General features: G+C 65.9%; 23 protein-coding genes. 3 read left to right on the top strand and 20 right to left on the bottom strand.

Going from position 1 to position 23,745, the window contains the following annotated elements; genetic code table 11:
• Positions 1-16: 16 nt before the first annotated feature.
• From HDG37_RS23825 to HDG37_RS23815, 3 genes are all read left to right on the top strand, one after another.
• Entirely contained in the window at positions 17-463 is a 447-nt protein-coding gene (locus HDG37_RS23825; protein WP_184051804.1) for a flagella synthesis protein FlgN, read from the top strand.
• Positions 464-752: 289 nt separating this feature from the next.
• Positions 753-935: a type II toxin-antitoxin system HicA family toxin gene (locus HDG37_RS23820; protein ID WP_184051801.1), complete on the top strand. Its 183-nt coding sequence runs from the start codon at positions 753-755 to the stop codon at positions 933-935.
• A complete protein-coding gene (locus HDG37_RS23815) occupies positions 932-1,342 on the top strand; it encodes a type II toxin-antitoxin system HicB family antitoxin (RefSeq protein ID WP_090802498.1) in 411 nt (136 codons plus the stop codon). The genes HDG37_RS23820 and HDG37_RS23815 overlap by 4 nt, the downstream gene beginning before the upstream one ends.
• A 93-nt stretch (positions 1,343-1,435) precedes the next feature.
• Here HDG37_RS23815 and HDG37_RS23810 read toward each other — a convergent pair whose 3' ends face one another.
• The 20 genes from HDG37_RS23810 to flhD form a co-directional block, all read right to left on the bottom strand.
• The gene (locus HDG37_RS23810) at positions 1,436-2,170 is read right to left on the bottom strand and encodes an RNA polymerase sigma factor FliA (protein WP_184051799.1); all 735 of its coding nucleotides are present in this window, start codon (positions 2,168-2,170) and stop codon (positions 1,436-1,438) included.
• Between the two features lie 30 nt (positions 2,171-2,200).
• Positions 2,201-3,070, bottom strand: a complete 870-nt coding sequence (locus tag HDG37_RS23805) for an AAA family ATPase (RefSeq protein ID WP_184051797.1) — start codon at positions 3,068-3,070, stop codon at positions 2,201-2,203.
• Positions 3,063-5,114, bottom strand: coding sequence for a flagellar biosynthesis protein FlhF (flhF, locus tag HDG37_RS23800; RefSeq protein ID WP_184051795.1), 2,052 nt, complete (start codon positions 5,112-5,114; stop codon positions 3,063-3,065). Before flhF ends, HDG37_RS23805 begins: the two co-directional genes overlap by 8 nt.
• A gap of 248 nt (positions 5,115-5,362) precedes the next feature.
• Positions 5,363-7,465, bottom strand: a complete 2,103-nt coding sequence (gene flhA / locus HDG37_RS23795) for a flagellar biosynthesis protein FlhA (RefSeq protein WP_184051793.1) — start codon at positions 7,463-7,465, stop codon at positions 5,363-5,365.
• Entirely contained in the window at positions 7,462-8,697 is a 1,236-nt protein-coding gene (gene flhB, locus HDG37_RS23790) for a flagellar biosynthesis protein FlhB (protein WP_184051791.1), read from the bottom strand. The genes flhA and flhB overlap by 4 nt, the downstream gene beginning before the upstream one ends.
• Before the next feature lie 175 nt (positions 8,698-8,872).
• Positions 8,873-10,189 carry a DUF3443 domain-containing protein gene (locus tag HDG37_RS23785; protein ID WP_184051789.1) on the bottom strand — a complete coding sequence of 439 codons (1,317 nt, stop codon included), beginning with the start codon at positions 10,187-10,189 and terminating at the stop codon, positions 8,873-8,875.
• A 14-nt stretch (positions 10,190-10,203) separates the two neighbouring features.
• Entirely contained in the window at positions 10,204-10,749 is a 546-nt protein-coding gene (locus HDG37_RS23780; RefSeq protein ID WP_184051787.1) for a DUF2844 domain-containing protein, read from the bottom strand.
• A gap of 337 nt (positions 10,750-11,086) precedes the next feature.
• Positions 11,087-11,797, bottom strand: coding sequence for a protein phosphatase CheZ (gene cheZ / locus HDG37_RS23775; protein WP_184051785.1), 711 nt, complete (start codon positions 11,795-11,797; stop codon positions 11,087-11,089).
• Position 11,798: 1 nt separating this feature from the next.
• Positions 11,799-12,194, bottom strand: coding sequence for a chemotaxis response regulator CheY (cheY, locus tag HDG37_RS23770; protein ID WP_018418782.1), 396 nt, complete (start codon positions 12,192-12,194; stop codon positions 11,799-11,801).
• Positions 12,195-12,255: 61 nt separating this feature from the next.
• A complete protein-coding gene (locus tag HDG37_RS23765; protein WP_184051914.1) occupies positions 12,256-13,344 on the bottom strand; it encodes a chemotaxis response regulator protein-glutamate methylesterase in 1,089 nt (362 codons plus the stop codon).
• 5 nt (positions 13,345-13,349) lie between these two features.
• Positions 13,350-14,069 carry a chemoreceptor glutamine deamidase CheD gene (gene cheD / locus HDG37_RS23760; protein WP_184051783.1) on the bottom strand — a complete coding sequence of 240 codons (720 nt, stop codon included), beginning with the start codon at positions 14,067-14,069 and terminating at the stop codon, positions 13,350-13,352.
• Positions 14,066-15,028 carry a CheR family methyltransferase gene (locus HDG37_RS23755; RefSeq protein ID WP_184051781.1) on the bottom strand — a complete coding sequence of 321 codons (963 nt, stop codon included), beginning with the start codon at positions 15,026-15,028 and terminating at the stop codon, positions 14,066-14,068. The genes cheD and HDG37_RS23755 overlap by 4 nt, the downstream gene beginning before the upstream one ends.
• A 204-nt stretch (positions 15,029-15,232) precedes the next feature.
• On the bottom strand, positions 15,233-17,089 hold the full coding sequence (locus HDG37_RS23750) for a methyl-accepting chemotaxis protein (protein ID WP_184051779.1): 1,857 nt from the start codon (positions 17,087-17,089) through the stop codon (positions 15,233-15,235).
• A 39-nt stretch (positions 17,090-17,128) separates the two neighbouring features.
• A complete protein-coding gene (locus tag HDG37_RS23745; RefSeq protein WP_090802480.1) occupies positions 17,129-17,662 on the bottom strand; it encodes a chemotaxis protein CheW in 534 nt (177 codons plus the stop codon).
• A gap of 78 nt (positions 17,663-17,740) precedes the next feature.
• On the bottom strand, positions 17,741-20,101 hold the full coding sequence (cheA, locus tag HDG37_RS23740) for a chemotaxis protein CheA (RefSeq protein ID WP_184051777.1): 2,361 nt from the start codon (positions 20,099-20,101) through the stop codon (positions 17,741-17,743).
• Between the two features lie 97 nt (positions 20,102-20,198).
• Positions 20,199-20,576 carry a response regulator gene (locus HDG37_RS23735; RefSeq protein ID WP_018418789.1) on the bottom strand — a complete coding sequence of 126 codons (378 nt, stop codon included), beginning with the start codon at positions 20,574-20,576 and terminating at the stop codon, positions 20,199-20,201.
• 83 nt (positions 20,577-20,659) lie between these two features.
• Positions 20,660-21,670, bottom strand: coding sequence for a flagellar motor protein MotB (gene motB / locus HDG37_RS23730; protein WP_184051775.1), 1,011 nt, complete (start codon positions 21,668-21,670; stop codon positions 20,660-20,662).
• Positions 21,671-21,692: 22 nt separating this feature from the next.
• Positions 21,693-22,553 carry a flagellar motor stator protein MotA gene (gene motA, locus HDG37_RS23725; protein ID WP_090802475.1) on the bottom strand — a complete coding sequence of 287 codons (861 nt, stop codon included), beginning with the start codon at positions 22,551-22,553 and terminating at the stop codon, positions 21,693-21,695.
• A 136-nt stretch (positions 22,554-22,689) separates the two neighbouring features.
• Entirely contained in the window at positions 22,690-23,340 is a 651-nt protein-coding gene (gene flhC / locus HDG37_RS23720) for a flagellar transcriptional regulator FlhC (RefSeq protein WP_184051773.1), read from the bottom strand.
• On the bottom strand, positions 23,340-23,660 hold the full coding sequence (flhD, locus tag HDG37_RS23715) for a flagellar transcriptional regulator FlhD (RefSeq protein WP_090802472.1): 321 nt from the start codon (positions 23,658-23,660) through the stop codon (positions 23,340-23,342). The genes flhC and flhD overlap by 1 nt, the downstream gene beginning before the upstream one ends.
• Positions 23,661-23,745 lie beyond the last annotated feature (85 nt).

The following is a 23,745-nucleotide window of genomic DNA, read 5'->3' as shown; positions in this document are numbered from 1 at the left end:
GTAGCGAGTTGTTGATATGAAAGACGCCCTCGTTGCTACCCTGATCGAAGAATATTCGACCGTCGAGGCATTCGCCTCGATCCTCACTCTCGAAACCAAAGCGCTGACGGCGATCTCGCCGCTGGAGCAGTTGCCGGCGATCGTCGAGAAAAAAACCGAGCTGATCGGCGTGCTCGCGAGGCTCGAAGCCGCGCGCGACTCGCATCTGGCCGAACTCGGCTTTCCGACCGGCTGGTCCGGCATGGAGTTCGCGGCCAGCACCGACGCGCGCGTCGCGACGCAATGGAAGCTGCTGCAGAAAGCCGCGGATCGCGCGCGGCGAGTCAACACCAACAACGGCGAGCTGATCCGCGTGCGGATGGACTACAACGAGCGCGCGCTAAAGGCGCTGCAAGTCAACGTGCCGCGCAAGACGAATCTGTACGGGCCGGATGGACGGGTTCCGGCTTATTCGGGACTTTGATCGGCCCGCCTGCCCGGCCTGCAATCGAGCAATTTACGAAATGAATGAAAAGCCCGTCATCGACGGGCTTTTTCGTTTTCCGCCGCCGCTTTTCCACCCCCTTCCCTGTCCGTTCCGCGCTGCGTTAGCCGTTCGGCTAGCTGGCGCTAGTCCACCTCGTCACGTTGAAATGGTGACTTCGTTCGAGCTTTCGCCAACGCCGCGGCTTCGACGCGGCCGCAATTCGACGGGCGGAATCTTGTTTGCTCGTTAGTTTGTGTAGGCGTGTGTATAATGGAGGGTATGATGTATGAACAGTGCCGAGGTCGTCAAATTGATTCAAGCGAATGGCTGGCAGCTCGTGCGCATAGCGGGCAGTCACCATCATTTCAGGCACGCGCGAAAACGGGGGCTCGTGACCGTCCCTCATCCGAAAAAAGATTTGCCGGCCGGCACCCTGAACAGCATTCTGAAACAGGCGGGGCTCAAATGAAGCATCTGATCTTTCCGATCGCCATCGAACCCGGAGACAACACGCACGCGTTCGGCGTCGTGGTGCCCGATATTCCAGGCTGCTACTCCGCGGGCGACACGCTTGAACAAGCGTATGTGAACGCGAAAGAGGCAATCGAATCGCATCTCGAAACCTTGCTCGACGAAGGGCTGCCGCTGCCCGAGCCTCTCACGCTAGGCGAGCATCGGCGCAATCCCGAGTTCGCGGGGTTCACATGGGGTTTCGTGACGACGCGCAATATTCCGGCGTTGAAGAAGGCGGTTCGCATCAACATCTCGCTGCCCGAGGTGCTGGTGCAGGAAATCGACGCGTATGCGCAGGCGCGCGGTATGTCGCGCTCGGCGTTTCTCGCGCTCGCCGCCGAGCATGAGATGGCGAACGCCTGAGCAACGGCAGGCGGCACAGGCGCGCATCGGCATCGGCGCACCGCCGCATTTGAAAGCAGCGCTTGAAAAACGGCGTGCGGCGCCGCGCTGGCGTCAGTTCGCTTCGGCGTTCGCCCAGGCCATTTCGCGCAGTCGGGTGCGCAGGCGTGCCACGGCCTGGCTATGCAACTGGCACACGCGCGATTCGCTGACTTCCATCACCGCGCCGATCTCGCGCAGATTCATGCCGCGCTCGTAGTACAGCGACATCAGCAGCTTCTCGCGCTCCGGCAAGCGGTCGATCGCTTCGATGAGCGCCGAGCGCAGGCTGTCGTCGAGCAGCGCCGAGAGCGGATCGGAATGATCGACGCAGTAGCGGTCCAGAAAAGGTTCGTCGTCGGCGGAGCGGTCGAAGTCTTCGTAGTAGATCAGTTGGCTGCCATGCAGGTCCTGCAGCATCGACTGATATTCGTCGAGCGGCATTTGCAGGTGCTCGGCGACCTCCGCCTCGCTCGCCGAGCGGCCGAGGTTCTGCTCCACCTTGTGCACCGCGGATTCCACTTCGCGCGACGTGCGGCGCAGGCTCCGCGGCAGCCAGTCGTTGCTGCGCAGCTCGTCGAGCATCGCGCCGCGAATCCGCTGGCTGGCATAGGTCTCGAACTGCGCGCCCTGGTCTTCCTTGTAGCGGCCGGCGGCATCCAGCAAACCGATCATGCCGGCCTGGATCAGGTCGTCGAGATCGACGCTCGCCGGCATTTTCGCGACAAGCTGCAAGCCGAGTCGACGCACGAGCGGTGCGTACTTCGTCAAAACTTCGGCCTGAGAAATCTTTCCCTGAGCGTTGTACATCGTGCTCCCCTTGTCCTTCGTGCACGCCTTTCAAGCGTGATGCGCGGACGGTTGGTCGGCGTGGTGCGCCGCTGTAACTGTCGCAGGCGCCCGCCAGGGCGTTTGCGACGACATCGCTGGCCGCATCGGCCAGTACTGCAATTCGGCGGCGAGATGGCGGAAGTCGCGCGCGGCCGGTGTCGACGGAAACGCGTCGACCACGCAGCGCGACAGCTCGAGTGCCCGTGCGATGCGCACGTCGGCCGCAATGCAGCCGGCGTTTTCCAACGCGACGGTCAGGTAACGGCCGGCCACGCCGGCGAGATTCGCGAACGCGGCCTGCGCGTCGTTGGCGCTTTGCACGTGATTCGCGAGCACGCGCAACTGCGCGATCGCGTGCGCGTAGTGCAAACGCTTGATGCACGCATAGGCCTCGGTGATCGCCTCGCCCAACATGCGCGCGACGATCATCACGTCATGCGCCTGCTTGGCGAGCGGCGACAGATGCCCTTCTTCGTCGAGCTGCGCGTCGATCAGCACGATATCGGCCGAGCCGCCGAGCAGCACACCGAGTTCGGCCTCCGTATGCCCCTCGCGGTTGTTGCGCGAGGCGGACAGCACCGAAAAACCGAGCGCGTGACGCGCGGCGGCGAAATCGACCGGGCTCTCGCCGCGCATCACCGCCGCGAAGTTGCCCGCGCCGCGCAAGCCGCCAAGCATCGCGCTCACCGATTTCTCACCGACGCATTCGTCGATCACCAGCACGTCCTTGCCCTGCTGTGCGAGCGCCGCGGCGAGGTTGACCGCCACGGTCGTATTACCGACGCCCGACGACGCACCCGCCAACGCGATCACGCGCGCGCCGCCGCGCGCGAGCAGCCGCCGCAACCCTTCGGCTTGATCCGAAACGAACTTATCCAAAGCGAACCTCGTGCAGCTCGGCCGTCGAACGTGCGGACAGCGAGGACAGCAAAGCGGGGATGTCGTCGTCGTGCGGCACGAACGGCGAGTTGTCGCGCGGAATGCAGAAGGTGCTCTTGATCAGGAATTTCTTCGTCGCGACGTAAAGGTTCTCCGGCACCTTCTGTCCGGTCGATACGTAATGCACCGGCAGCTTGTAGCGGATCACCGTATCGAGCACGCCGCCGAGGTTGGTCGCTTCGTCGAGCTTGGTCAGAATGCAGCCGGCGAGCGGCTGCTGGTCCGGCGCGCGCTGATACGCCTGCACGACTTCGTTCAACGTGTCGCCGTGGCTCGTCGCGTTGAGCAGCAACAGACGCTGCACCGGCTGGCCGGCGCGGCTTAGCATCGCGATCTGGTCGGACACGAGCCGGTCGCGCTGGCTCATACCGATCGTATCGATCAGCACGATGTGCTTGTTGCGCAACTCCGAGAGCGCGAGCTGCAGATCGGCGCTGTCCTTCACCGCATGCACCGAAACGCCGAGAATCTTGCCGAAGATGCGCAACTGTTCATGACCGCCGATGCGGTAGCTGTCGGTCGTCAGCAGCGCCACCTTGCTCGCGCCGAAGCGCATCACGCAGCGCGCTGCGAGCTTCGCGGTGGTCGTCGTCTTGCCGACGCCGGTCGGCCCCATCAGCGCGAACACGCCGCCGCGCTCCATCAGCGCGTCTTCGTCCTCCATCACCGGCAGGTTCGACTCGAGCACCGAGCGCACCCAGTCCATGCCGCCATCCATCGTGTCGACCTCTTCGGGCAGGTTGTCGACCAGCATCTGCACGAGCTGCGCGGAAAAGCCGGCGGCGAACAGATGCTTGGTGAGCGCGGCGCGTGCGGGACTGCGGCGCTGTCGATCGCCCCACAGCAGACCCGCGAAGTGCTCTTCCATCATGTCGCGCATCGACGACAGCTCGTTCATCACGGTGTCCTTGACGACCTGCTCCATGCGCCCCTTGATCGCTTCGGCGACGGCGGACGGCGTGCGGCTTTCGTCAGTAGCGGACGGCACGGGCGCGATCTTCTGAGCGGCGCGGCGCGCAGCGGCTTCGGCGGCTTCGCGCGCCCAGTCGGGCGTGTCGATCACCGGCGGCACGGCGGCCGGCCGCGCGTCGACCGCGCTGCCGAGGCCTTTGGCGGTCGCCGCGGCGGGCGTCATCGCGGCCGGACGCGCGCTGTATTGGCCGCTCTGTTGCTGCTGCTCGGCCGCGAGGCGGCGCGCGTGATCGATGAGCCACGGATTCGACTCGGCCATCGTGCGCGGCGCGGTGGCTTCGCTCGATGGGATTGCCGGCGGTACCGGCACGCCGGCAGCTTTCAGCAAATCCGCGCGGATGTCTTTCGACAGGCGCGCGGCCGCGGCGCGGGCGCTCGCGCCGGAAGGCGTGGCGGCAGCGGCGAGCGTGGCCGGTGCGTTGAACGATGTGGCCGCGCCGGACGCCGACTGGCTCACGGCGGGCGCGGGGCCTGTCGCGATGGCCGCGGACGCGCCGGTCGCGCCCGGCATCGCCGGGCCGATTGGCGAATTGCCGGGCAACGCGGCGGCGGACGCTGCTTGATTCGCGGACATGCTGAGCGCCTGGCTGGCCGCCGAATTGAGCGCCGAATTGAGCGCCGTCCTGTTCACCGAGCCGGCCATGAAATCCGCAGCCGCATTCGCCGGCTCGATCGCCGGCGTCGCTTCACCACCCGCTTCCGGGCTCGCGCCGAACACCGACGAAAACACGTCCGGCATTGCGCTCGCGTATGGATTCGTCGGCGCCGCGAACAAGCCGCGCGGGGCCAGCGTCGATGCCGCACCTGAGCCCGTGCCGAGCGCCGCGGCCTGCGCGCCTTCGCGGGCTTTCGGCGTGATCGCGGCGAGGTCGCTATCGGCGAGCGCGACGATTTCGACGCTGCCGTCGTCCATCGTGCGATTCGACAGCACGACCGCATCGGGGCCAAGTGCTTCGCGAACGAGACGCAGCGCGTCGCGACTGGTAGCACCGACAAATTTACGAATGTTCAAGCTGGACCCCCGATGAGGTATACGGACTGACGGACCGGCAATACACCGCTTCCCATTGCGATCAATTATTGCGAAAGGCGTCGGGCGACGATCGATGGATAAAGACCGTTAAAGGTGGGTAATTCGCGCGATGGACACACGGCAGACGCATCGTTCGACGAGCCTGGGAGAGCCGTGCCAACGCAAACCGGCGCCCCATTGGAGCGCCGGTTTGCGTTGTATCGACAGCCGCGAGCGAGCGACCTTCGTCAGCCGTGCGCGCCGATCAGATTGACCACCTTGATGTTGCGTGTATCGGGCACTTCCGCATACGAGAGCACCTTCAGCTGCGGCAGGCTGCGGCGCAGGAAGCGCGCGAGCATCGGCCGCAGTGCGTGCTGCACCAGCAGCACCGGGGCGAGGCCAAGGTTCTGCTGACGCGTCATCGCTTTCTGCGTTTCGGTGAGCAGCGTGTTCGCGAGACCCGGTTCGAGGCCCGGGTTCGGTCCGGTCGATAGCGCCTGCGACAGCACCCGTTCGAGGTTCGCGTCGAGGCCCATCACCTGCATGTCGGCGGTCCCGGGGAACCACTGCTGCGTGATCGCGCGGCCCAGCGCGAGCCGCACCGCGGCGGTGAGGTCGTGCGGGTCGGTGAGCTTGGCCGCGTGTTCGGCGAGCGCTTCGAGGATCGTGCGCATGTCGCGAATCGGCACGCCTTCTTCGAGCAGGTTCTGCAGCACCTTTTGCAGCGTGGTGAGCGGCAGCATCTTCGGCACCAGATCGTCGACGAGCGACGCCGTGTCCTTCTGCATCCGCTCGACCAGCGACTGCACCTCGCGGCGGCCGAGCAGCTCCGACGCGTGCGTGACGACGAGGTGATTCAGGTGCGTCGCGACCACCGTGCTCGAATCGACGACCGTGTAGCCGTATACCTGCGCCTGTTCGCGCAGATTCGTGTCGATCCAGATGGCGGGCAGGCCGAACGCCGGGTCCTGGGTCGGCGTGCCCGGCAGCGCGGCCGATACCTGGCCCGGGTTGATCGCGAGCCACTGGCCCGGATACGCCTCGCCCGAGCCGACCTCGACGCCCTTCAACGCGATCCGATAGCCGTTCGGCCGCAATTCGAGGTTGTCGCGGATATGAATGACCGGCGGCAAGAAGCCGATTTCCTGCGCGAACTTCTTGCGGATGCTCTTGATCCGCTTGAGCAGTTCGCCGTCCGAGTTCTTGTCGACGAGCGGAATCAGCCGGTAGCCGACTTCGAGGCCGAGCGTGTCGATCATCGTCACGTCGTCCCAGCTCGCCTCGGCGTTTTCGACCGGCACCAGCGCGGCCGGCGCGACGTCGACGAGCGCCGGTGCGTTCTTGCGCTCCTCGGTGCGCTTCTTTATCGTGCGGCCGAGCTGGATCAGGCCGCCGCCGAGAATCAGGAACGCGAAGTGCGGCATGCCCGGGATCAGGCCCATCAGCACGAGAATGCAGCCGGTGATCATCAGCACGCGCGGGTTCGTGAACAGCTGGCCGGTCAGCTGCGTGCCGATGTCCTCGTTGGTCGCGACGCGCGAGACGATCACGCCGGCCGCCGTCGAAATCACCAGCGACGGAATCTGCGCGACGAGGCCGTCGCCGATCGTCAGCAGCGTGTAGTTCTTGCCCGCCGCCGCAAAACTCATGTCGTGCTGGACCATCCCGACGATCAGCCCGCCGATGATGTTGATCACCATGATCAGGAGGCCGGCGACCGCATCGCCTCGCACGAACTTGCTCGCACCGTCCATCGAGCCGTAGAACTCGGCTTCCTGAGAGATCTCCTTGCGCCGCGTGCGAGCCTGCTCTTCGTTGATGAGGCCGGCGTTCAGATCGGCGTCGATCGCCATCTGCTTGCCGGGCATCGCGTCGAGCGTGAAGCGCGCGGACACTTCGGCGATCCGCCCCGCGCCCTTCGTGATCACCATGAAGTTGATCACCATCAGGATCACGAACACGACGATACCAACCGCGAAGTTGCCGCCCACGAGGAAGTGGCCGAACGACTCGATCACCTGACCAGCCGCGTCGGGACCGGTATGGCCTTCGAGCAGCACGACCCGCGTCGAGGCGACGTTCAGCGACAGCCGCAGCAGCGTCGAGAACAGCAGCACGCTCGGGAACGCGGCGAAGTCGAGCGGCTTCATCGTGTACATGCTGACGAGCAGCACCATCACCGACAGCGCGATGTTGAACGTGAACAGCAGATCCAGCAGGAACGGCGGCAACGGCAGAATCATCATGCCGAGGATCATGCAGATCAGCACCGGCCCGGCGAGGGCGCGCAGGTTGGTGCTGCTCAGCGCATCCGAGCGTCGGGCGAGGAAACCGGCGCGAGCGTTCATGCGGAGGCTCCGTTGTGGTCGTCGCTAGTGGCGTCGTTGGCGTTGTCGTCGGCCGGGTTCAGCGTGTTGGCGGCTTCCTCGGCGGCGTCCTCGTCCGATACGCCGCCCTTGTCGAGTTCGGGCGGCACGTCGAGTTCGGTCGGCGCGACCGGCACGTCGCCGCCTTCGGCCTTGAAGCGGCGCAGTTGATAGACCCACGCGAGCACTTCCGCGACCGCGCCATAGAGCGGCCCCGGAATCTCACGGTTCAGATCGACGTTGTGATAGAGCGCACGCGCGAGCGGCGGCGCTTCGAGCAGCGGCACGTTGTTTTCGGCGGCGATCTCGCGAATCCGCGCGGCTACGAGGTTCACGCCCTTCGCGACCACCTTCGGCGCGCGCATCTCGCCGTCCGTGTACTGCAGCGCGACCGCGAAGTGGGTCGGGTTGGTCACGACCACGTCGGCCTTCGGCACTTGCGCCATCATGCGGCGCCGCGCGATCGCGCGCTGCTGCTGGCGAATCTTGCCCTTGATGTGCGGATCGCCTTCGCTCTCGCGATGCTCACGCTTCACTTCTTCCTTCGTCATGCGCAGCTTCTTGTGGAACGACCACAGCTGGTATGGCACGTCGAGCGCGGCCACCGCGAACATGCCGGCCACCGTCATGCCGCAGCACACCGCGATCAGATGCACGGAGTTGGCGAGCGCGAGATTGAGCGGCTGCGTCGCGAGCGCGAGGAATTGCTCATGGCGATTCCAGATCGCCGTGCCGCCGATCAACCCCACCACCAGCGTCTTCGCGAGCGACATGCCGAGCTGGATCGGTCCGTTGATCGAAAACATGCGGCCGAGGCCCTCGATCGGGTTCAGCCGGTTGAACTTCGGCTCGAGCCCTTTCCCCGACAGCTGCCAGCCGCCCAGCGCCATCGGTGCGAGCAGCGCGGCAAGTCCGGTGACGCCCAGTATCGGCACGAGCGCGTAGAGTCCTTCGCGACCCGCTGAGCCCGCGCCGATCAGCATGCGGCTGGTGTCGAACGCGCTCGCGTGGTTGAAGGTGAGCGACGCACGCAGCATCTTCTGCAAATGCTCGCCGATGCTGCCCGACATGCCCCATACGCCGTAGAACCCGGCCGCGAGCAGCGCGAAGGTCGACAGCTCCCGCGAACGCACGATCTGCCCCTCCTCGCGCGCCTTCTGCAGGCGCCGAGGAGTGGCGGATTCGGTTTTTTCGAGGTCGCTGTCCTCTGCCACAAAGCTCTCCAGTCGGCCGAGGCACGGCGCCTCTTTCCAGTGACAGCGATTATTCCTGCTCGGCGCAAGCGCCGATCGGCGGATAAGGGCGGAGAAACGGGGGTATTTCGACGGATGAGCGGACGGCTCGCGCGTTTGTCACGCAAGCCGTCCGGCATTGGATCGACGTGCGGCTTCAGTAGCCGACGAAGGGGGCGGGGCCGCCGCTCGCGGTCTGATCGAGTTGGTAGTACACGTAGCGGCCGAAGAAGAACGGCAGACCGAGGTCGAAGCTGGCGTTGCCGCCGATCTGGCCGGCGAGAGTGTTGAACGCGTAGTTGCCGCCGTTGGCGAACAGCGTCTGCGCATTCACGATGCCGATGCTCGCGACCGCCGACACGTTGTTCTTCCCGACCAGCGTGACCGTGCGGGTCTGCGCCGACGACGGGCAATAGAAGCCCGCGAACTGGCTGCCGCACAGCGTGAGCGTGCTATCGCTGAAGAAGTACGCGTTCGAGCCGGAATCGAGGAACGCCTGGACGGTCTTGCCGTTGAAGGTGCTGTTGTTGAGGTCGCCGTATGGGTCGGTCGTGAACACCTGCGCAGCGGCAAGCGGGTTGTTCCCCTGCGTGCCGATGCCGAACACCAGTGTGCCGGTCGCCGACGCCTGGCCGGTGTTCGAGACCGGCGCCATCTGCACGATCACGCCGTTGTTGTCGAGTGGGAATTTCGAGACCGGATTGGCGATCTGTTGCGGAATCGGCACCGCGGTGCGCGTGCACGACGTGCCGTTCGGACAGGCGAAGTAGTTGCTGTAGGTCGCCGCGGTCGTCGTGTTCGCGCAGGTTGCGCCGCAATCGGTCAGCGCGGTGCCGATGCCGAGGATGCCGTTCGCGCCCAGATCGGCGGCCGTGTTTTCGGCCGGGCCGCTGCCGCAGCCGCTTGGAACCGTGCTCGCGGCCTTGTCGCCGATGATCTGCAGCGGGATGCTGCTGGTCGTCGTTTCACCGCCGATCGTCACGATCGCGGTGCGCACCGAGCCCCACGTGTAACCGTCCGCGAAGGTCGCGCACTCGGCGAGCTGCGCGCCGTTGCTGCCAATCGTGCTGACCGGCAGCGCGCCGAGCAGCGTCGAATTGAGCGTGGAGCTGACCACGCGCAAGCCGAACGAGCCGGTGTCGACCTGGATATTGTCGATGGTCTGACAGTTGCTGGTCGAGCCTGGCGCGCAGATCCTCACGCTGACGGTCGGGATGTTGATGACACCGGCCACGCCCCGGCCGACCGTGATCGGCACCGTGTTCGACGCGTTCGCGGAGATCGGCTGCTGGGTCGGGCTGGCCGGCAGCGAACCGCCGTTCAGTCCGTTCGAGGTGTTGCTGCCATTGTCGGAACTGGAGTTGTTGTCGCTACCGCCGCCTCCGCCGCAGGCGACGAGCGTCGCCGTGAGCAGCACGGCAAGCGCGGCCTGCATCCAGCTTTTGAGGTTCGCGGTCGTGAGCATGGTTCGCATCGTGGTCCTCGCCGTTACTGGATGTCGGAACCGCTGACGCCGGCCGGCAGCGCGGAGGGCAGCCACGCGACGCCGCTGAATGCGCCCATGTGGCCGCCCGAACGCACCGCCAGCCCGCTGTCGTTGACGGCGACCGGCCCCCGCGCATTGCCGCGCGCGGCCCGCACGGCCTTCACGCCGGCCACGTACTGCGGGAAATAACTGCCGAGCAGATCACTGAGATCGGGCATTTGCGGACCATGCCACGAAATGCCGAATACCGCGCCGCTCGTGCTCAGGTATTCGCGCACCACGGTGCCGTTGCCGAACGTGGTCTCGCGTACCGTGTAGGAAGCGGGTGTGGAAGATGTTGAAGACGCCGCGCTCGATTCAGAACGCATGACACTTTGCGATGTGCCGCTGGCGGGCTGCACCACGCGGGAGGACACCGACGCGTCGGACGGGGCGGTAAGCGGCGCGCTGCCCAGCGCCGCATGGGCGGACTGCGCGGCCGTCAGGGCCAGTAACGAACATGGCAATACGAGCGCCGTGACTCCGGCGCGACCAATACGACTCCACATGAGAAGCTCCTCCCGAGCCGCGGCACGCTTCGCCGACTGCGCGAAGCGGCCGCTTATAGGCAGATGATATGGCACCGCCGCAGCCGCAACGCTGAGGGATCCCCTCACCGGGCGACTACCCGGCGTCGCGCTAGCCGGGTGCCGTACCGCTTTGACATCGTAGTATGCCTGCGGATTCTTTCAGCCGGCGCAAGGCGCGCCCACGCACGCGACTTGCCGACTATTACTAGCAGGAAAACGTACGGAAGATGGGTAGCCGGTACTCATTGAACGCGTGTTTGTCGCAAATCGCGGAGAAACCACCAGCCCGGCGCGCTTGCCGGGCCGAGTCACTTGCTCAGAAACCGAGGCTCGCGAGCAGATCGTCGACCTGCGATTGATCCTGCACCACATCCGTCTTGCCTTCCGGATTGATCTGCGGACCGTTGAGCAGATGCTCCGGGCTGCCCGTCGACGACACCTCCGCCTTGAGAGCCGCGGCGTTCGCCGCGAACTGCTCGCGCCGCTCGAGCGCGATGTTCTCGACCAGCACGCCGAGCAGTTGCTGCTCGATCAGATAGACGACGTCGGTGATCTTCTTGATCACCTGGCCGGTCAGATCCTGGAAGTCCTGCGCGAGCATGATCTCCATCAACTGCGAGTTGGTCGCGCCGGTCGCGTCGGGCACGCCGCGCAGGAAGGTGCGCGTGTCGTTCATCAGCGCGCGCACTTCCTCGCGCTCGATCGGCGCCGCGTACCACTGCTCCCAGCGCGCGTCGAGCGTGCCCGCGTCTTTCTGCAACTGCTCCTGGATCGGCTTCGCGATGTCGATCGCCGACAGCACGCGCTCGGCGGCCTGCTCGGTCATGTCGGCGATGTACTTCAGACGATCGCGCGCATCGGGCACGGCTTCGGCCGCGCGCTCGACGTGCTTGTCGAGCCCGAGTTCGCGCATCGAATCGCGCAGCGTGCGCGTCAGTTGTCCGATGCGGGCAAGGATGCGGTCCGACGCGAAGTCGCCGCTGTCGTTGCCCGCTTCGGCGCCAGGCGTTTGGGTCGGCGGCGTCACGTCAGCTCCCGGCTTTCGCCATTTTCTCGAGGATCTTGTTGAGCTTCTCGTCGAGCGTCGCGGCCGTGAACGGCTTGACGACGTAACCGCTCGCGCCGGCCTGCGCCGCCGCGATGATGTTTTCCTTCTTCGACTCGGCCGTCACCATCAACACCGGCAGGTGCGCGAGGCTCGCGTCGGCGCGGATTTCCTTCAGCATCGCGAGACCGTCGAGGTTCGGCATGTTCCAGTCGGAGATCACGAACTCGTAGCTGCCGCTGCGCAGACGCGCGAGACCGGCCGCGCCGTCTTCCGCCTCGTCGACGTTCGAGTAGCCCAGTTCCTTCAGCAGGTTGCGGACGATCCGGCGCATCGTCGGAAAATCGTCAACCACCAGAATCTTCATTCCCTTATCCATTTCTTTCCCTTTGCTTGATCCATGTTGCGGCGCTCGGCCGCGTCATCCCATCCGGCACGCATCATACCCGCTGAACGCGGTCACCCATCGACGACAAACGCGCCATCACGCGCCGGCTCATGTCCGGCAGCGCGGCGATTTCGTCGGCCGCGCCGAGCGCGATCGCCTCGCGCGGCATGCCGAACACGATGCAACTCGCCTCGTCCTGCGCCAGCGTGTAGGCACCGGCCTTTTTCATCTCCAGCAGCCCGGCCGCGCCGTCGCGCCCCATGCCGGTCAGGATCACGCCGACCGCGTTCTTGCCCGCATGCTGCGCGGCCGAACGGAACAGCACATCGACCGACGGACGATGCCGGTTCACCGGCGGGTCGTCGGACAGATGCGCAATATAGTTCGCACCGCTCCTCGCGAGCAACAGATGCGCATGGCCCGGCGCGATGTACGCGTGCCCCGGCAGCACACGCTCGCCGTGCTCCGCTTCTTTAACGGTAATCCGGCACAAACCATTGAGGCGTTGCGCGAAAGATTTCGTAAAGCCCGGCGGCATGTGCTGCGCGATCAGCACCGCGGGCGCGTCGGGCGGCAGCGGCACCAGCACTTCGCGGATCGCTTCGGTGCCGCCCGTCGAGGCGCCGACGATAACCAGCTTCTCGGTACTCAGCAGCGGGTTGTTGAAGAGCGGCGCGGCGCCGGCCGACGCCTGCGCGGCCTGGCTGGCCGCATGCTGCGCCGGCGCCGCCTGGCGTACGCGCGCGCGGGCTGCCGCGCGAACCTTGTCGGCGAGCTTTTCCGCGTAGTCGAGCATGCCGTCGCGAATGCCGACCTTCGGCTTGGTCACGAAATCGACCGCGCCGAGTTCGAGCGCGCGCAGCGTGATTTCGTTGCCGCGCTCGGTCAGCGACGACACCATCACGACCGGCATCGGCCGCAGACGCATCAGCTTCTCGAGAAAGTCGAGGCCGTCCATGCGCGGCATTTCGACGTCGAGCGTCAACACGTCCGGGTTGTGCTGCTTGATGAGCTCGCGCGCGACGAGCGGATCGGGTGCCGTCGCGACCACCGTCATGTCCGGCTGGCTATTGATGATTTCGGTCATCAGGCTGCGGATCAGCGCCGAATCGTCGACGCACAATACCTTGATCTTTTGCACAGCGCTCACGCCTCCTCTGTGGTTCTGGCTTTGTTGGAATGAGTCGGGCGCGGGTTCGCGCCGAACAGTTCGATTCTCGGCCGCGCGGCGGCGGCGGCCGGCTTCGCGAACAGCTCGACCCGCTTGCGCGCGGCGGCGAGCCGCTCCGCGCGTGCTTCGGCGCTTTGCCGCACGAGCGCCTGTTCGCGCTCGGCGACGCCCGCTTCCTGTTGCAAGCGCAATTTCTTCACCATCACCTGACCGCTGCGCGGCATGAACGCGACCTTGCGCGGGTGCGAGCCCTGCAGGTCCTCGGCGACGATGCGGATCTTTTCGGTGGCCAGATAGCGGCGCACGAACTCGGAGTTGCGATCGCCGATGTTCATCGTGGTCATGCCCGCGAGCACCGCGCCGCCGCCGAACACCTTGGCCTCGAAGCGCTCGCGCCGCCCGCCCGCCTTGATCAGTTCGTTGATCAGCACTTCCATCGCGTACGCGCCGTAGCGCATCGAGTCCGACGCGGCCTGCGCGACGTCGGCGCCGTCGTCGGGCAGCATGAAGTGATTCATGCCGCCGATGCCCGCGGTGCGGTCCTGGATGCAGGCCGCGACGCACGAGCCGAGCACGGTCACGAGCACCATGTCTTCGCTCGTCGTATAGAACTCGTTGGGCAACAGCTTCACGCCGGGGCGCTGGAAGTGGTTGTCGTAGTACAGGTTCGAAGCGATCGGCAGCGTGCTGCTCATGCGGCCACCCCGCTCGATTGATGCGCGTCAGGCGCGTTGGCGCGCGACGGCGCGCGCGCGCCGCCCGCGTCGCGCGTCAGTTCGTAGACGGTCTGGCCGCGCAGCCGGAACGCTTGCGTCACGTACGTGAAGTTTTCCGAATGGCCGGCGAACAACAGGCCGCCCGATTTCATCAGCGGCTCGAAGCGCGTCAGCACCTGCGCCTGCGTCGGCTTGTCGAAATAGATCATCACGTTGCGGCAAAAGATCGCGTCGAACTGCGTGCGCAACTGGTAATCGCGATTGGTCAGGTTCAGTTGCTCGAAGCGCACGAGCGCGCGCACTTCGGGACGCACCTTGACCATCCCCGCTTGCGCGCCCGTGCCCTTCAGGAAGAAGCGCTTCAACCGCTCGGGCGACAGGTGCTTGACCTGGTCGAACTGGTAGACGCCGGCCTCGGCCTTCGCGAGCACCTGGGTGTCGATGTCGGTCGCGAGCACCGACGCCTGGCGCGCGCCGCTGTCGCCGAGCGCTTCGATCAGCGTCATCGCGATCGAGTACGGTTCCTCGCCCGTCGATGCCGCCGAGCACCACACGGACACCGGTTGCGCACGGCGCGGCACGAACTCGGCGAGGATCGGAAAGTGATGGGCTTCGCGGAAAAACGCCGTGAGGTTGGTGGTCAAGGCATTGGTGAACGCTTCCCACTCGGCCGGATCGTTTTCCGCTTCGAGCAGATCGAGATACTGCCGGAACGTATCGATGCCGCGCGCCCGCAAGCGGCGCGCGAGGCGGCTATACGCCATGTCGCGCTTGTGGTCCGACAGCGAGATGCCCGCCCCGCGATGAATCAGGTCGCGGATGCGGGCGAAATCGGCCGCCGTAAATTCGAAATCGCGGCCCGTCTCGACGGACCTGGCCGGCTCTGTGCGGTCAGGTGCTGCCCGCGCGGGGCGTTGTGTTGCGCGCGTTGCCATCATGAAAATTCCTGTCTGCGATATGAGCCATCACGCTCGCCGCCCAGCCGGACTGCCTGGGAGGTAGGAATTGTCGTCGCGGGGTCGCGCCCTCCCGCGAGTACCATCGACATATGGCCGGCTCGCGACACGCGTGCTGTGCGTGCTTCGATGCTTCGCCCATCCGCGGGCGCGATGCCGGTTGACCACATGTCACTCTGCCGTTGCCTAAAACGTTTCCCAGTCCGCGTCCGAGCTCGCCTTCGCCGTGCCCGGCGGAGCGGCGCGCGTGGGCGTGTCGGTCGCGACGCGAGCCGCGGCTGCGGCCGGCCGGGGCTTCAATGCCGGTTCGACGCGTGCGGCCGCGTCGTGCTGCGTCGGGGTCGCCGCGCTCGCCGCGGTTGCCTTCGATTCCTTGCTCGCGCCCACCGGGTTCACCGGAGTCGCCGCGCTCGCCGCTTGCGGTGCAGCCCTGGCGGGCCGCGCGGGCGTCTGTGCAGGCGTCGCCGGGGCGCTCTGACGCGCCGGTGTGCCGGTTACCTTCCAGCCGCCCAGCACCGCCTGCAACTGCCGCGTCTGATCTTCGAGCGACGCCGCCGCGGCCGCCGCCTGTTCGACCAGCGCCGCGTTCTGCTGCGTGACCGAATCCATCTGCACGACCGCGCGGTTGACCTGCTCGATGCCGCCCGACTGCTCTTCCGACGCCGCGCTGATCTCGCCCATGATGTCGGTCACGCGACGCACCGCCTGCACGATTTCGTCCATCGTCGTGCCCGCGCGGCCGACCAGCTCGGAGCCGCTCCTGACCTTGTCGGCCGAATCGCCGATCAGCTCCTTGATCTCCTTCGCGGCGCTCGCGCTGCGCTGCGCGAGGCTGCGCACTTCGCCCGCGACGACCGCGAAACCGCGGCCCTGTTCGCCCGCGCGTGCGGCTTCGACCGCCGCGTTCAGCGCGAGGATGTTGGTCTGGAACGCGATGCCCTCGATCACGCCGATGATGTCGACGACCTTGTTCGAACTGGTCGCGATTTCCTGCATCGTCGTGACGACCTGGCTCACCACGTCGCCGCCGCGCGTCGCGATGTCCGACGCGTTGACGGCGAGCTGGCTCGCCTGGCGCGCGTTCTCGGTGTTCTGCCGCACGGTGCCGGTCAGTTGATCCATGCTCGATGCGGTTTCCTGCAGCGACGCCGCTTGCTGCTCGGTGCGCTGCGACAGATCGGTGTTGCCCATCGCGATTTCGCGCGCGCCGGTGTCGATCGATTCGGTGCCGCTGCGCACTGCGCGCACCATCGTCGCGAGGCTTTCCTGCATCCGCTTGATGCCCGCGAACAGGCGGCCGATTTCATTGTTGCTGAACACCTCGACGGGGGTGGACAGGTCGCCCCCAGCGATCCGCTCGAAACAAGCGGTCGCGTCGTTCAGCGGCTGCACGATGAGACCGCGCAGCGCGAAACGGATGCCGACCACCACCAGCAGCGCGAACACCGTGGTCACGCCGATCAGCATGATCATCAGCGACGCGCTCGACTGCGCGCTCGTTTCCTGATCGGCCACGCTCTGCCGCAACGCCTGGATCACCGCGGCGGCGGCCGCGTCGTAGGCGATGAACATCGGGCTGATCTTCGTGTCCGCGACCGCGTGATACGCATCGGGATTGTTCGCGTTCAACGCGGCGAATTCGACGTCGACGCCGTCGTGCATCACCGTCGTGTGCTTCGCGAGCACATCGTCGAGCAAGGTTTGCTCGACGCCGTGCTTCGGCGCGTCGAGATACGCCTGCCAGCTCTGCTTGCTCTTGCCGAGCAGCTCCTGCGCGCGATCGAGCGCCTTCTTCGCCTCGTCCGCGTTACCGGCGGCCGTCAGCGTGTTGAAGCGGTCGATCGCGATGCGCGAACGCAACAGATACGCCGACGCATCGTCGAGCGCATGAATCGCGACCAGTTCGCCGCGTGCGATGCGATCGAGCGAGCCGCTCGCGCGATTCAGCGCGGTCAGCCCGAGCGCGCCGACCACCACGGTCAGCGTCACCAGAAGAATCCCCACCATCGTCAGCGACGTGCGGATCGACCACCTGCTCAGCATTTTGATGCTCCTTGTGCCGGGTTCCGTTACTGCCTGCGCTCAGACGCCGAGCGTTTCGGTCAGCGACATCTCGGAGCTGGTCATCAGCTTCTCGATGTCCATCAGGATCAGCATGCGGCCGTCGACCGTGCCGAGACCGGTCAGGTATTCGGTCGTCAGCGTCGCGCCGAATTCCGGTGCCGGCATGATCTGATCGACCGCGAGCGTCAGCACGTCCGACACGCCGTCCACGACCATGCCGACCACGCGATGCGCGACGTTCAGGATGATCACGACGGTCTGATGGTCGTACTCGACGCGGCCGAGATGGAACTTGATCCGCATGTCGACGATCGGCACGATGATGCCGCGCAGGTTGATCACGCCCTTGATGAACTCGGGCGCGTTGGCGATGCGCGTCACGTTGTCGTAGCCGCGGATTTCCTGCACCTTCAGGATGTCGATGCCGTACTCTTCCGCGCCGAGCGTGAAGACGAGGAATTCCTGACCGCCGGCGTCCGCCTGCGCGTCGCGGCGGCCATTCGTACCGCTCGCGTTCGCGACGCTCGAATTGATGGATTGGACTTCTGCCACGTTAGCCCCCAAACGGTTGGGATGAATTGAGTTGAAGTTGTGCTGCGATGTCTGTCAGTGCCGCGTTTGCCGCGTGCGTTACGCGAGGCTCATCGCCTGCGCATGCCCATGCGCATGACGCGATTCGCGGTTCAGCGCCGCGACGTCCACGATCAGCGCGACGCTGCCGTCGCCCAGAATGGTCGCCGCGGAAATGCCGTGCACCTTGCGGTAGTTCGTTTCCAGATTCTTCACGACCACCTGCTGCTGGCCGACGAGTTCATCGATCAGCATCGCGAAGCGCCGTCCCTCGGTCTGCATGATCGTGACGATGCCCTGGGTCGGTTCCTGCTTCGCATCCGACACGTTGAACACCTCGTGCAGCGCGACCAGCGGCAGGTATTCGCCGCGCACGCGCACCACGCGCTCGCCGTTGGCGACCGTGTAAATGTCTTCGGCTCGCGGTTGCAGCGACTCCATCACGAAGTTCAGCGGCAGGATGAAGATCTCGTTGCCGACCTTCACCGACATGCCGTCGAGGATCGCGAGCGTGAGCGGCAGCACGATCCGCGTGGTGCTGCCCTTGCCCGCGTGCGACGTGATCTCGACGTGACCGCCCATCGACTGGATGTTGCGCTTCACCACGTCCATACCGACGCCGCGGCCGGACACGTCGGTGACCTGCTCGGCGGTCGAGAAGCCCGGCAGGAAGATCAGGTTCCAGACTTCCTCGTCGCTCATCGTTTCGCTGACCTGCATGCCCTGCTTGGCTGCCTTCGCGAGAATCTTGTCGCGGCGCAGGCCCGCGCCGTCGTCGCTGACCTCGATGACGATGTTGCCGCCGTGGTGCGCCGCCGACAGCACCAGCTGACCGGTGGAATCCTTGCCCGCCGCGCGCCGCGCCTCGACGGTTTCGATGCCGTGGTCGAGACTGTTGCGCACGAGGTGCGTCAACGGGTCGATGATCCGTTCGATAAGGCTCTTGTCGAGTTCGGTCGCCTGACCGAAGGTGACGAGTTCGACCTCCTTGCCGAGTTTCGCCGCGAGATCGCGCACCAGACGCGGGAAGCGGCTGAATACGTAATCCATCGGCATCATGCGGATCGACATCACCGCTTCCTGCAGATCGCGCGCGTTGCGCTCGAGTTGCGCCATGCCGTTGAAGAGCCGGTCGTGCAGCGCCGGATCGAAGGTGCTGGTGGTCTCCGCGAGCATCGCCTGCGTGATCACCAGCTCGCCGACGAGGTTGATCAGCTGATCGACCTTCTCGACGCCGACGCGAATCGAGCTGCCTTCGCCGCCGGCCGCCGCGGCGGCCGGACGGGCCGCCTTGCGGTCCTGATCGGCGGACGCGGCCGAAGCTGGTTTGGCCGCCGCCTGAGCCGCCGCGGGTGCCGCAGGCGGCGGCTCGATGCTGTCCGCCTGAGCGGGCGGGCTTGCGGCCGCAGCGGTGAGGGCCGCCGGGGTCGACGATGCTGCGGGGTCCGTGTGAAGGACCGGCTGCGCCTGCGCTTGCGCCGCGGGAGCGGCGGGCGCGACCTGCGCGGATTGCGCCGGTGTCGGAGCGGCAGCGTCGGGCGTTCCAGGTTCGCCCTGCTGCGCGTCGTCCGCCGGCGCGGTGCCACGGCCGATCGTGATCTGACTTTCGTCGATCACGAAGCAGCACACGGCGATGATGTCGTCGGAAGATACGTCGCTCAAGAGCCACAGCGTAAGATCGCTGCCGCTCTTGGCCTGCCCGACGATGTTGCCCAGGTTGCCCAGCTCTTCGGTGAGCAGTTCCTGGTCTTTCTCTCCCACGCCCCGTAGCGTAATTTTCAGATGTGGGCCGGCGCTGTCGGCCGTGCCCGCGGCTTGTCCGGTCTGTGCCGGTTCGCCGTCGATCCATTCGCCCGCCGCCTGCACCGCCTGTTCGACGACGTGCTCGGGCGGGGTGCCGCCTTGCTGCTGTACCGCGGTTGCTTGTGTTGTTGTTTGGGTTGCCGTCGCCTGCGCGGCTGCCGGCGCGGGGGCGCTCACGGCCGGCGCGGTTTCGGCGCTCGCCGCCGCTGCCGGCGCGCCGCCCATGCGGCTTTCCGCGTGCAGCTGCTCCAGCTTCGCGCAGATCGCGCGCGCCACCGCCGCATCGGGCTCGGCGCTCGCGCGATAGTCGGCGAGCTGGCCGGACAGCACGTCCTTGGTTTCGAGGAACGTGTCGATCATGTCCTTGCGCAGCACCAGCTCGTTGTTGCGCGCGCGATCGAGCAGCGACTCGAGAATGTGCGTGGTCTCGGTGAGCGCGGTGAAACCGAACGTCGCCGCGCCGCCCTTGATCGAATGCGCGGCGCGAAAGATCGCCGCGAGGTCTTCGGGGTCCGGGTGGGCCACGTCGAGATTGAGCAGCAATTGCTCCATCTGCGCGAGCAGTTCGTCCGCTTCGTCGAAGAACGTCTGATAGAACTGTGTGATGTCGAGTGTCATGCCTGGTTCACCGCGAGAGTGCCTGTCTGGCGTGAGTCGCCGTAGAGGCGCGTCGAGAGCTATCTGTACTGTGTCTAAAGGGTGTTGATGACGCGGATCAAGCCGGGTCCGGTTCGGCCAGCGCCGCCACCAGCTCGGTCAGCATGTCCGGGTCGAGCGGCTTTTCGATCCAGCCGGTCGCGCCCGCCGCGCGCGCCGCCTCTTTGAAGGGTTCGCCCGATTCCGTCGTGAGGACGAGGATGGGCGTCGCCTGATAGGCCGGATTTCCGCGCAGCGCGGTGATCAGATCGAGACCGGTCTTGCCGGGCATGTGCTGGTCGGTCAACACGAGATCGAACGCCATCGCGAGCGCGTTTTCGAGCCCTTCGTTGCCGTCCGCCGCGAGCGTGACTTCATAGCCGGCGCCCGTCAGCGTCGCGGCGAGGATCTGCCGCATCGATGCCGAATCGTCGATTGCCAGGATGTGCCTGATCATGAAAACCTCGCTGCGCTTAACACTGGGTCGCCGGGCGGTGCGCGCCGGGCGGGCGCGCGCCGCGGCCCGGCGGCCGCGGTCTGTTACTGGGCCGGTGGCGCCGCCGCCGGCAACTTCGGTGCAGCCGTCACCGGCTGCGCAAGTCTTTGCAGCAGCGGCTTCGAGCCGGCTGCGTCGTCCGACAGGGTCGTCGTCGTGGAGTCGTCGTGATCGAGCGCCTCCTCGGACCTCCTGTTCAACACGATGATGCTGATGCGACGGTTTTCCGGATCGAGCGGGTCCGCCTTGTTCAGGTTCTGCGTCGACGCGAGACCGAGCACGCGCATCACCTTCGTTTCGTCCATGCCGCCCGCGACCAGCTCGCGCCGCGACGCGTTGGCGCGGTCGGCCGACAGCTCCCAGTTGCTATAGCCCTTCTCACCGCCCGCGTACGGCACGGCGTCGGTATGGCCCTGCACGATGATGCGGTTCGGCACGTCGTTCAGCGTGTGGCCGATCTCGCGCAGGATGTCGCGCATGTACGGCTCGACGACGTCGCGTGCGGTCGCGAACATCGGCCGCTTCTGCGAGTCGACGATCTCGATGCGCAGGCCGGTCAGCGTCGAGTCGATGCGGATCTGCTGCTTGAACTGGCGCAGCACCGGGTTCGCCTCGATCGCGGCCATCAGCTTGACCTGCAGGTCGTGCAGACGCACCTGTTCCTGGCGTTCGAGCGCGCCCGTCAGCTGCTTCACGGAGTCGTCGTCGTTGTGCGACGCGGTGCGCTCGGCGCGGCTGCTGCTGCCGTCGGTCGAGCGGGTCACGCCCTGCGCGTCGGTCGAGATGTCGCGACCGCCGCCCTTCAGGATGCTCGAGTCTTCGGCGCTGCGATCGCCGCCCCACAGCGTGATCTTCAACGGCTGGTTGAAGTAGTCGGCGATACCTTTCAGTTGCACGGTGGAGGCCGAACTCAGCAGCCACATCAGCAGGAAGAACGCCATCATCGCGGTCATGAAGTCCGCGTACGCGAGCTTCCACGCGCCGCCGTGATGACCGGACTTTTTCGGCGCGCTGCGCTTGACGACGATTGCGCGGTCTTTGTCCTTGCTGCTCATCGGTTCGGTTCCCGTCGCCTGCTTATTTCGCCTTGACGCGGCGCACGTGCTCTTCGAGCTCGGCGAACGACGGGCGCTCGGTCGAGAACAGCACCTTGCGGCCGAACTCGACCGCGATCGCCGGCGCGTAGCCGTTCAGGCTCGCGAGGATCGTCACCTTGATGCACTGGAACATCTTGGTCGACTCGGTCACGCGCTGCTCGGCGACGCTGGCGAGCGGCCCGATCAGCCCGTACGAAAGCAGAATGCCGAGGAACGTGCCGACGAGCGCCTGCGCGATCATTTCACCGAGCACCGCGGGCGGCTTGTCGGCCGAGGCCATCGTGTGCACGACGCCCATCACCGCGGCGACGATACCGAACGCCGGCATCGCGTCGCCGACCTTGGTCAGCGCGTGCGCGGGCGCCTCGCCTTCCTGGTGGTGCGTCTCGATCTCCTCGTCCATCAGGCTTTCGATCTCGAATGCATTCATGTTGCCGCCGACCATCAGCCGCAGGTAGTCGGTCAGGAACTCGATGATGTGCTTGTCGGCGAGAATCTTCGGGTACTGCGTGAAGATCGGGCTCTTCGACGGATCGTCGATGTCGGCTTCGAGCGTCAGCGTGCCTTCCTTGCGCGCTTTCGCGAGCAGCACGTACAGGAGCCCCATCAGCTCCATGTAGACGTCCTTGTTGTACTTCGCGCCCTTGAACAGGGTCGGAATGACGCGCAGGGTCGCCCGGATCGTCTTCATCCCGTTACCGAGAATGAATGCGCCGACTCCGGCGCCGACGATCATCAGCACCTCGACGGGTTGCAGCAGCGCGCCGAGATGGCCGCCTTCGAGCGCGTAACCGCCGAAAACGGACAACAGCGTCACGAGTGTTCCCACGAAAATCAGCACTGCCGAGCCCTCACAAAAAAGCGACGGTTACCGTCGTTAGTCAGGTTTACGGCACCGGGGCGGAAAACTTTGGGGAAAAAGACGGCGCTCGAGTCCGGTGTAAACCAGAGGCTTGCGCTGCCTCAACGCGTGCTGCTCAGACTTCGGCGGTGACTACGGTATCGAGCGTGGGGGCGGGGCAGCGGGCCTCGTGAGCTCGCGCGTCGGACACTTGCGGCACCTCGGCCGGGACTCCGGCGACGGCGATTTGCCGCTCGGCCCGCGTTTGCGCCGCCTTCTTCGTCTTGCCCGCGCGCGACGGCGGCTGACACAGCCCGCACACGAACCCGTGCTGCGGATCGTGCGCGTGCGCGACGAAGTGGCCGCCGCAGCGGCGGCAGGTGCTCATCTGCAGCATGCCCGAGTCGAAGAAGCGCACCAGCGTCCAGGCGCGCGTGAGACTGAGCACCGGCTCGTCGTCGTGCAACTGCATGTGCTCGAGATACAGCCGGTAGCTCTTCACGATCGATTCGATCGCGCGGCAGCCGCCGTGACCGGCCATGAAACGGTAGATGTTGTAGAACAGCGACGAATGAAAGTTCGGCTGCCAGGTCATGAACCAGTCGGTCGAAAACGGCAGCATGCCCTTGGGCGGCGACACCCGTTTCAATTCCTTGTACAGCTTGACGAGCCGGTCGCGCGACAGGCTGGTTTCCGCCTCGAGCAATTGCAGACGCGCGCCCAGTTCGATCAGCTCGATCGCGAGGGTGATTTCCCGGACTTCGAGTACGACGCTCTTACTGGCCATCAGCCGATCTGCTCGACCGGCTGGCTCGCCATCAGGATCGCCGAATGAGCCTGCGCCATCGCGCTGGACTTGTCCTTGTCCGCGAGGGCGGACAGCACCGCGTGATCGTCGAAGCGGAAGCGGCACAGCATCTGGTTGGACGCCGCGAGCTTGACGGTCTGCGCCAACGACAGATTGGCGAGCACGTCGGCCAGCTGGTCCGAAATACCCATGCGGAACATGCCCATCGGCTTGTCTTCGCGCAGCAGACGCTGGGCGAGCAGCAGATAGGAAAGATTGACTTCCCTGATCTCACTGAGCATATGGCTAGTCGTGCTCATGATTTCCCCCGTTCGTATGCCCGGCTGGTCAGGCCGATTTTTGCGGAAACGTTTGCTCGAACGCGCGCGCTGAATCCGCGCGAAT

This window comes from Paraburkholderia sp. MM5384-R2 (assembly GCF_014201025.1).
Taxonomy (GTDB): domain Bacteria; phylum Pseudomonadota; class Gammaproteobacteria; order Burkholderiales; family Burkholderiaceae; genus Paraburkholderia; species Paraburkholderia tuberum.
This window is presented reverse-complemented; position numbering and strand designations above follow the sequence as displayed.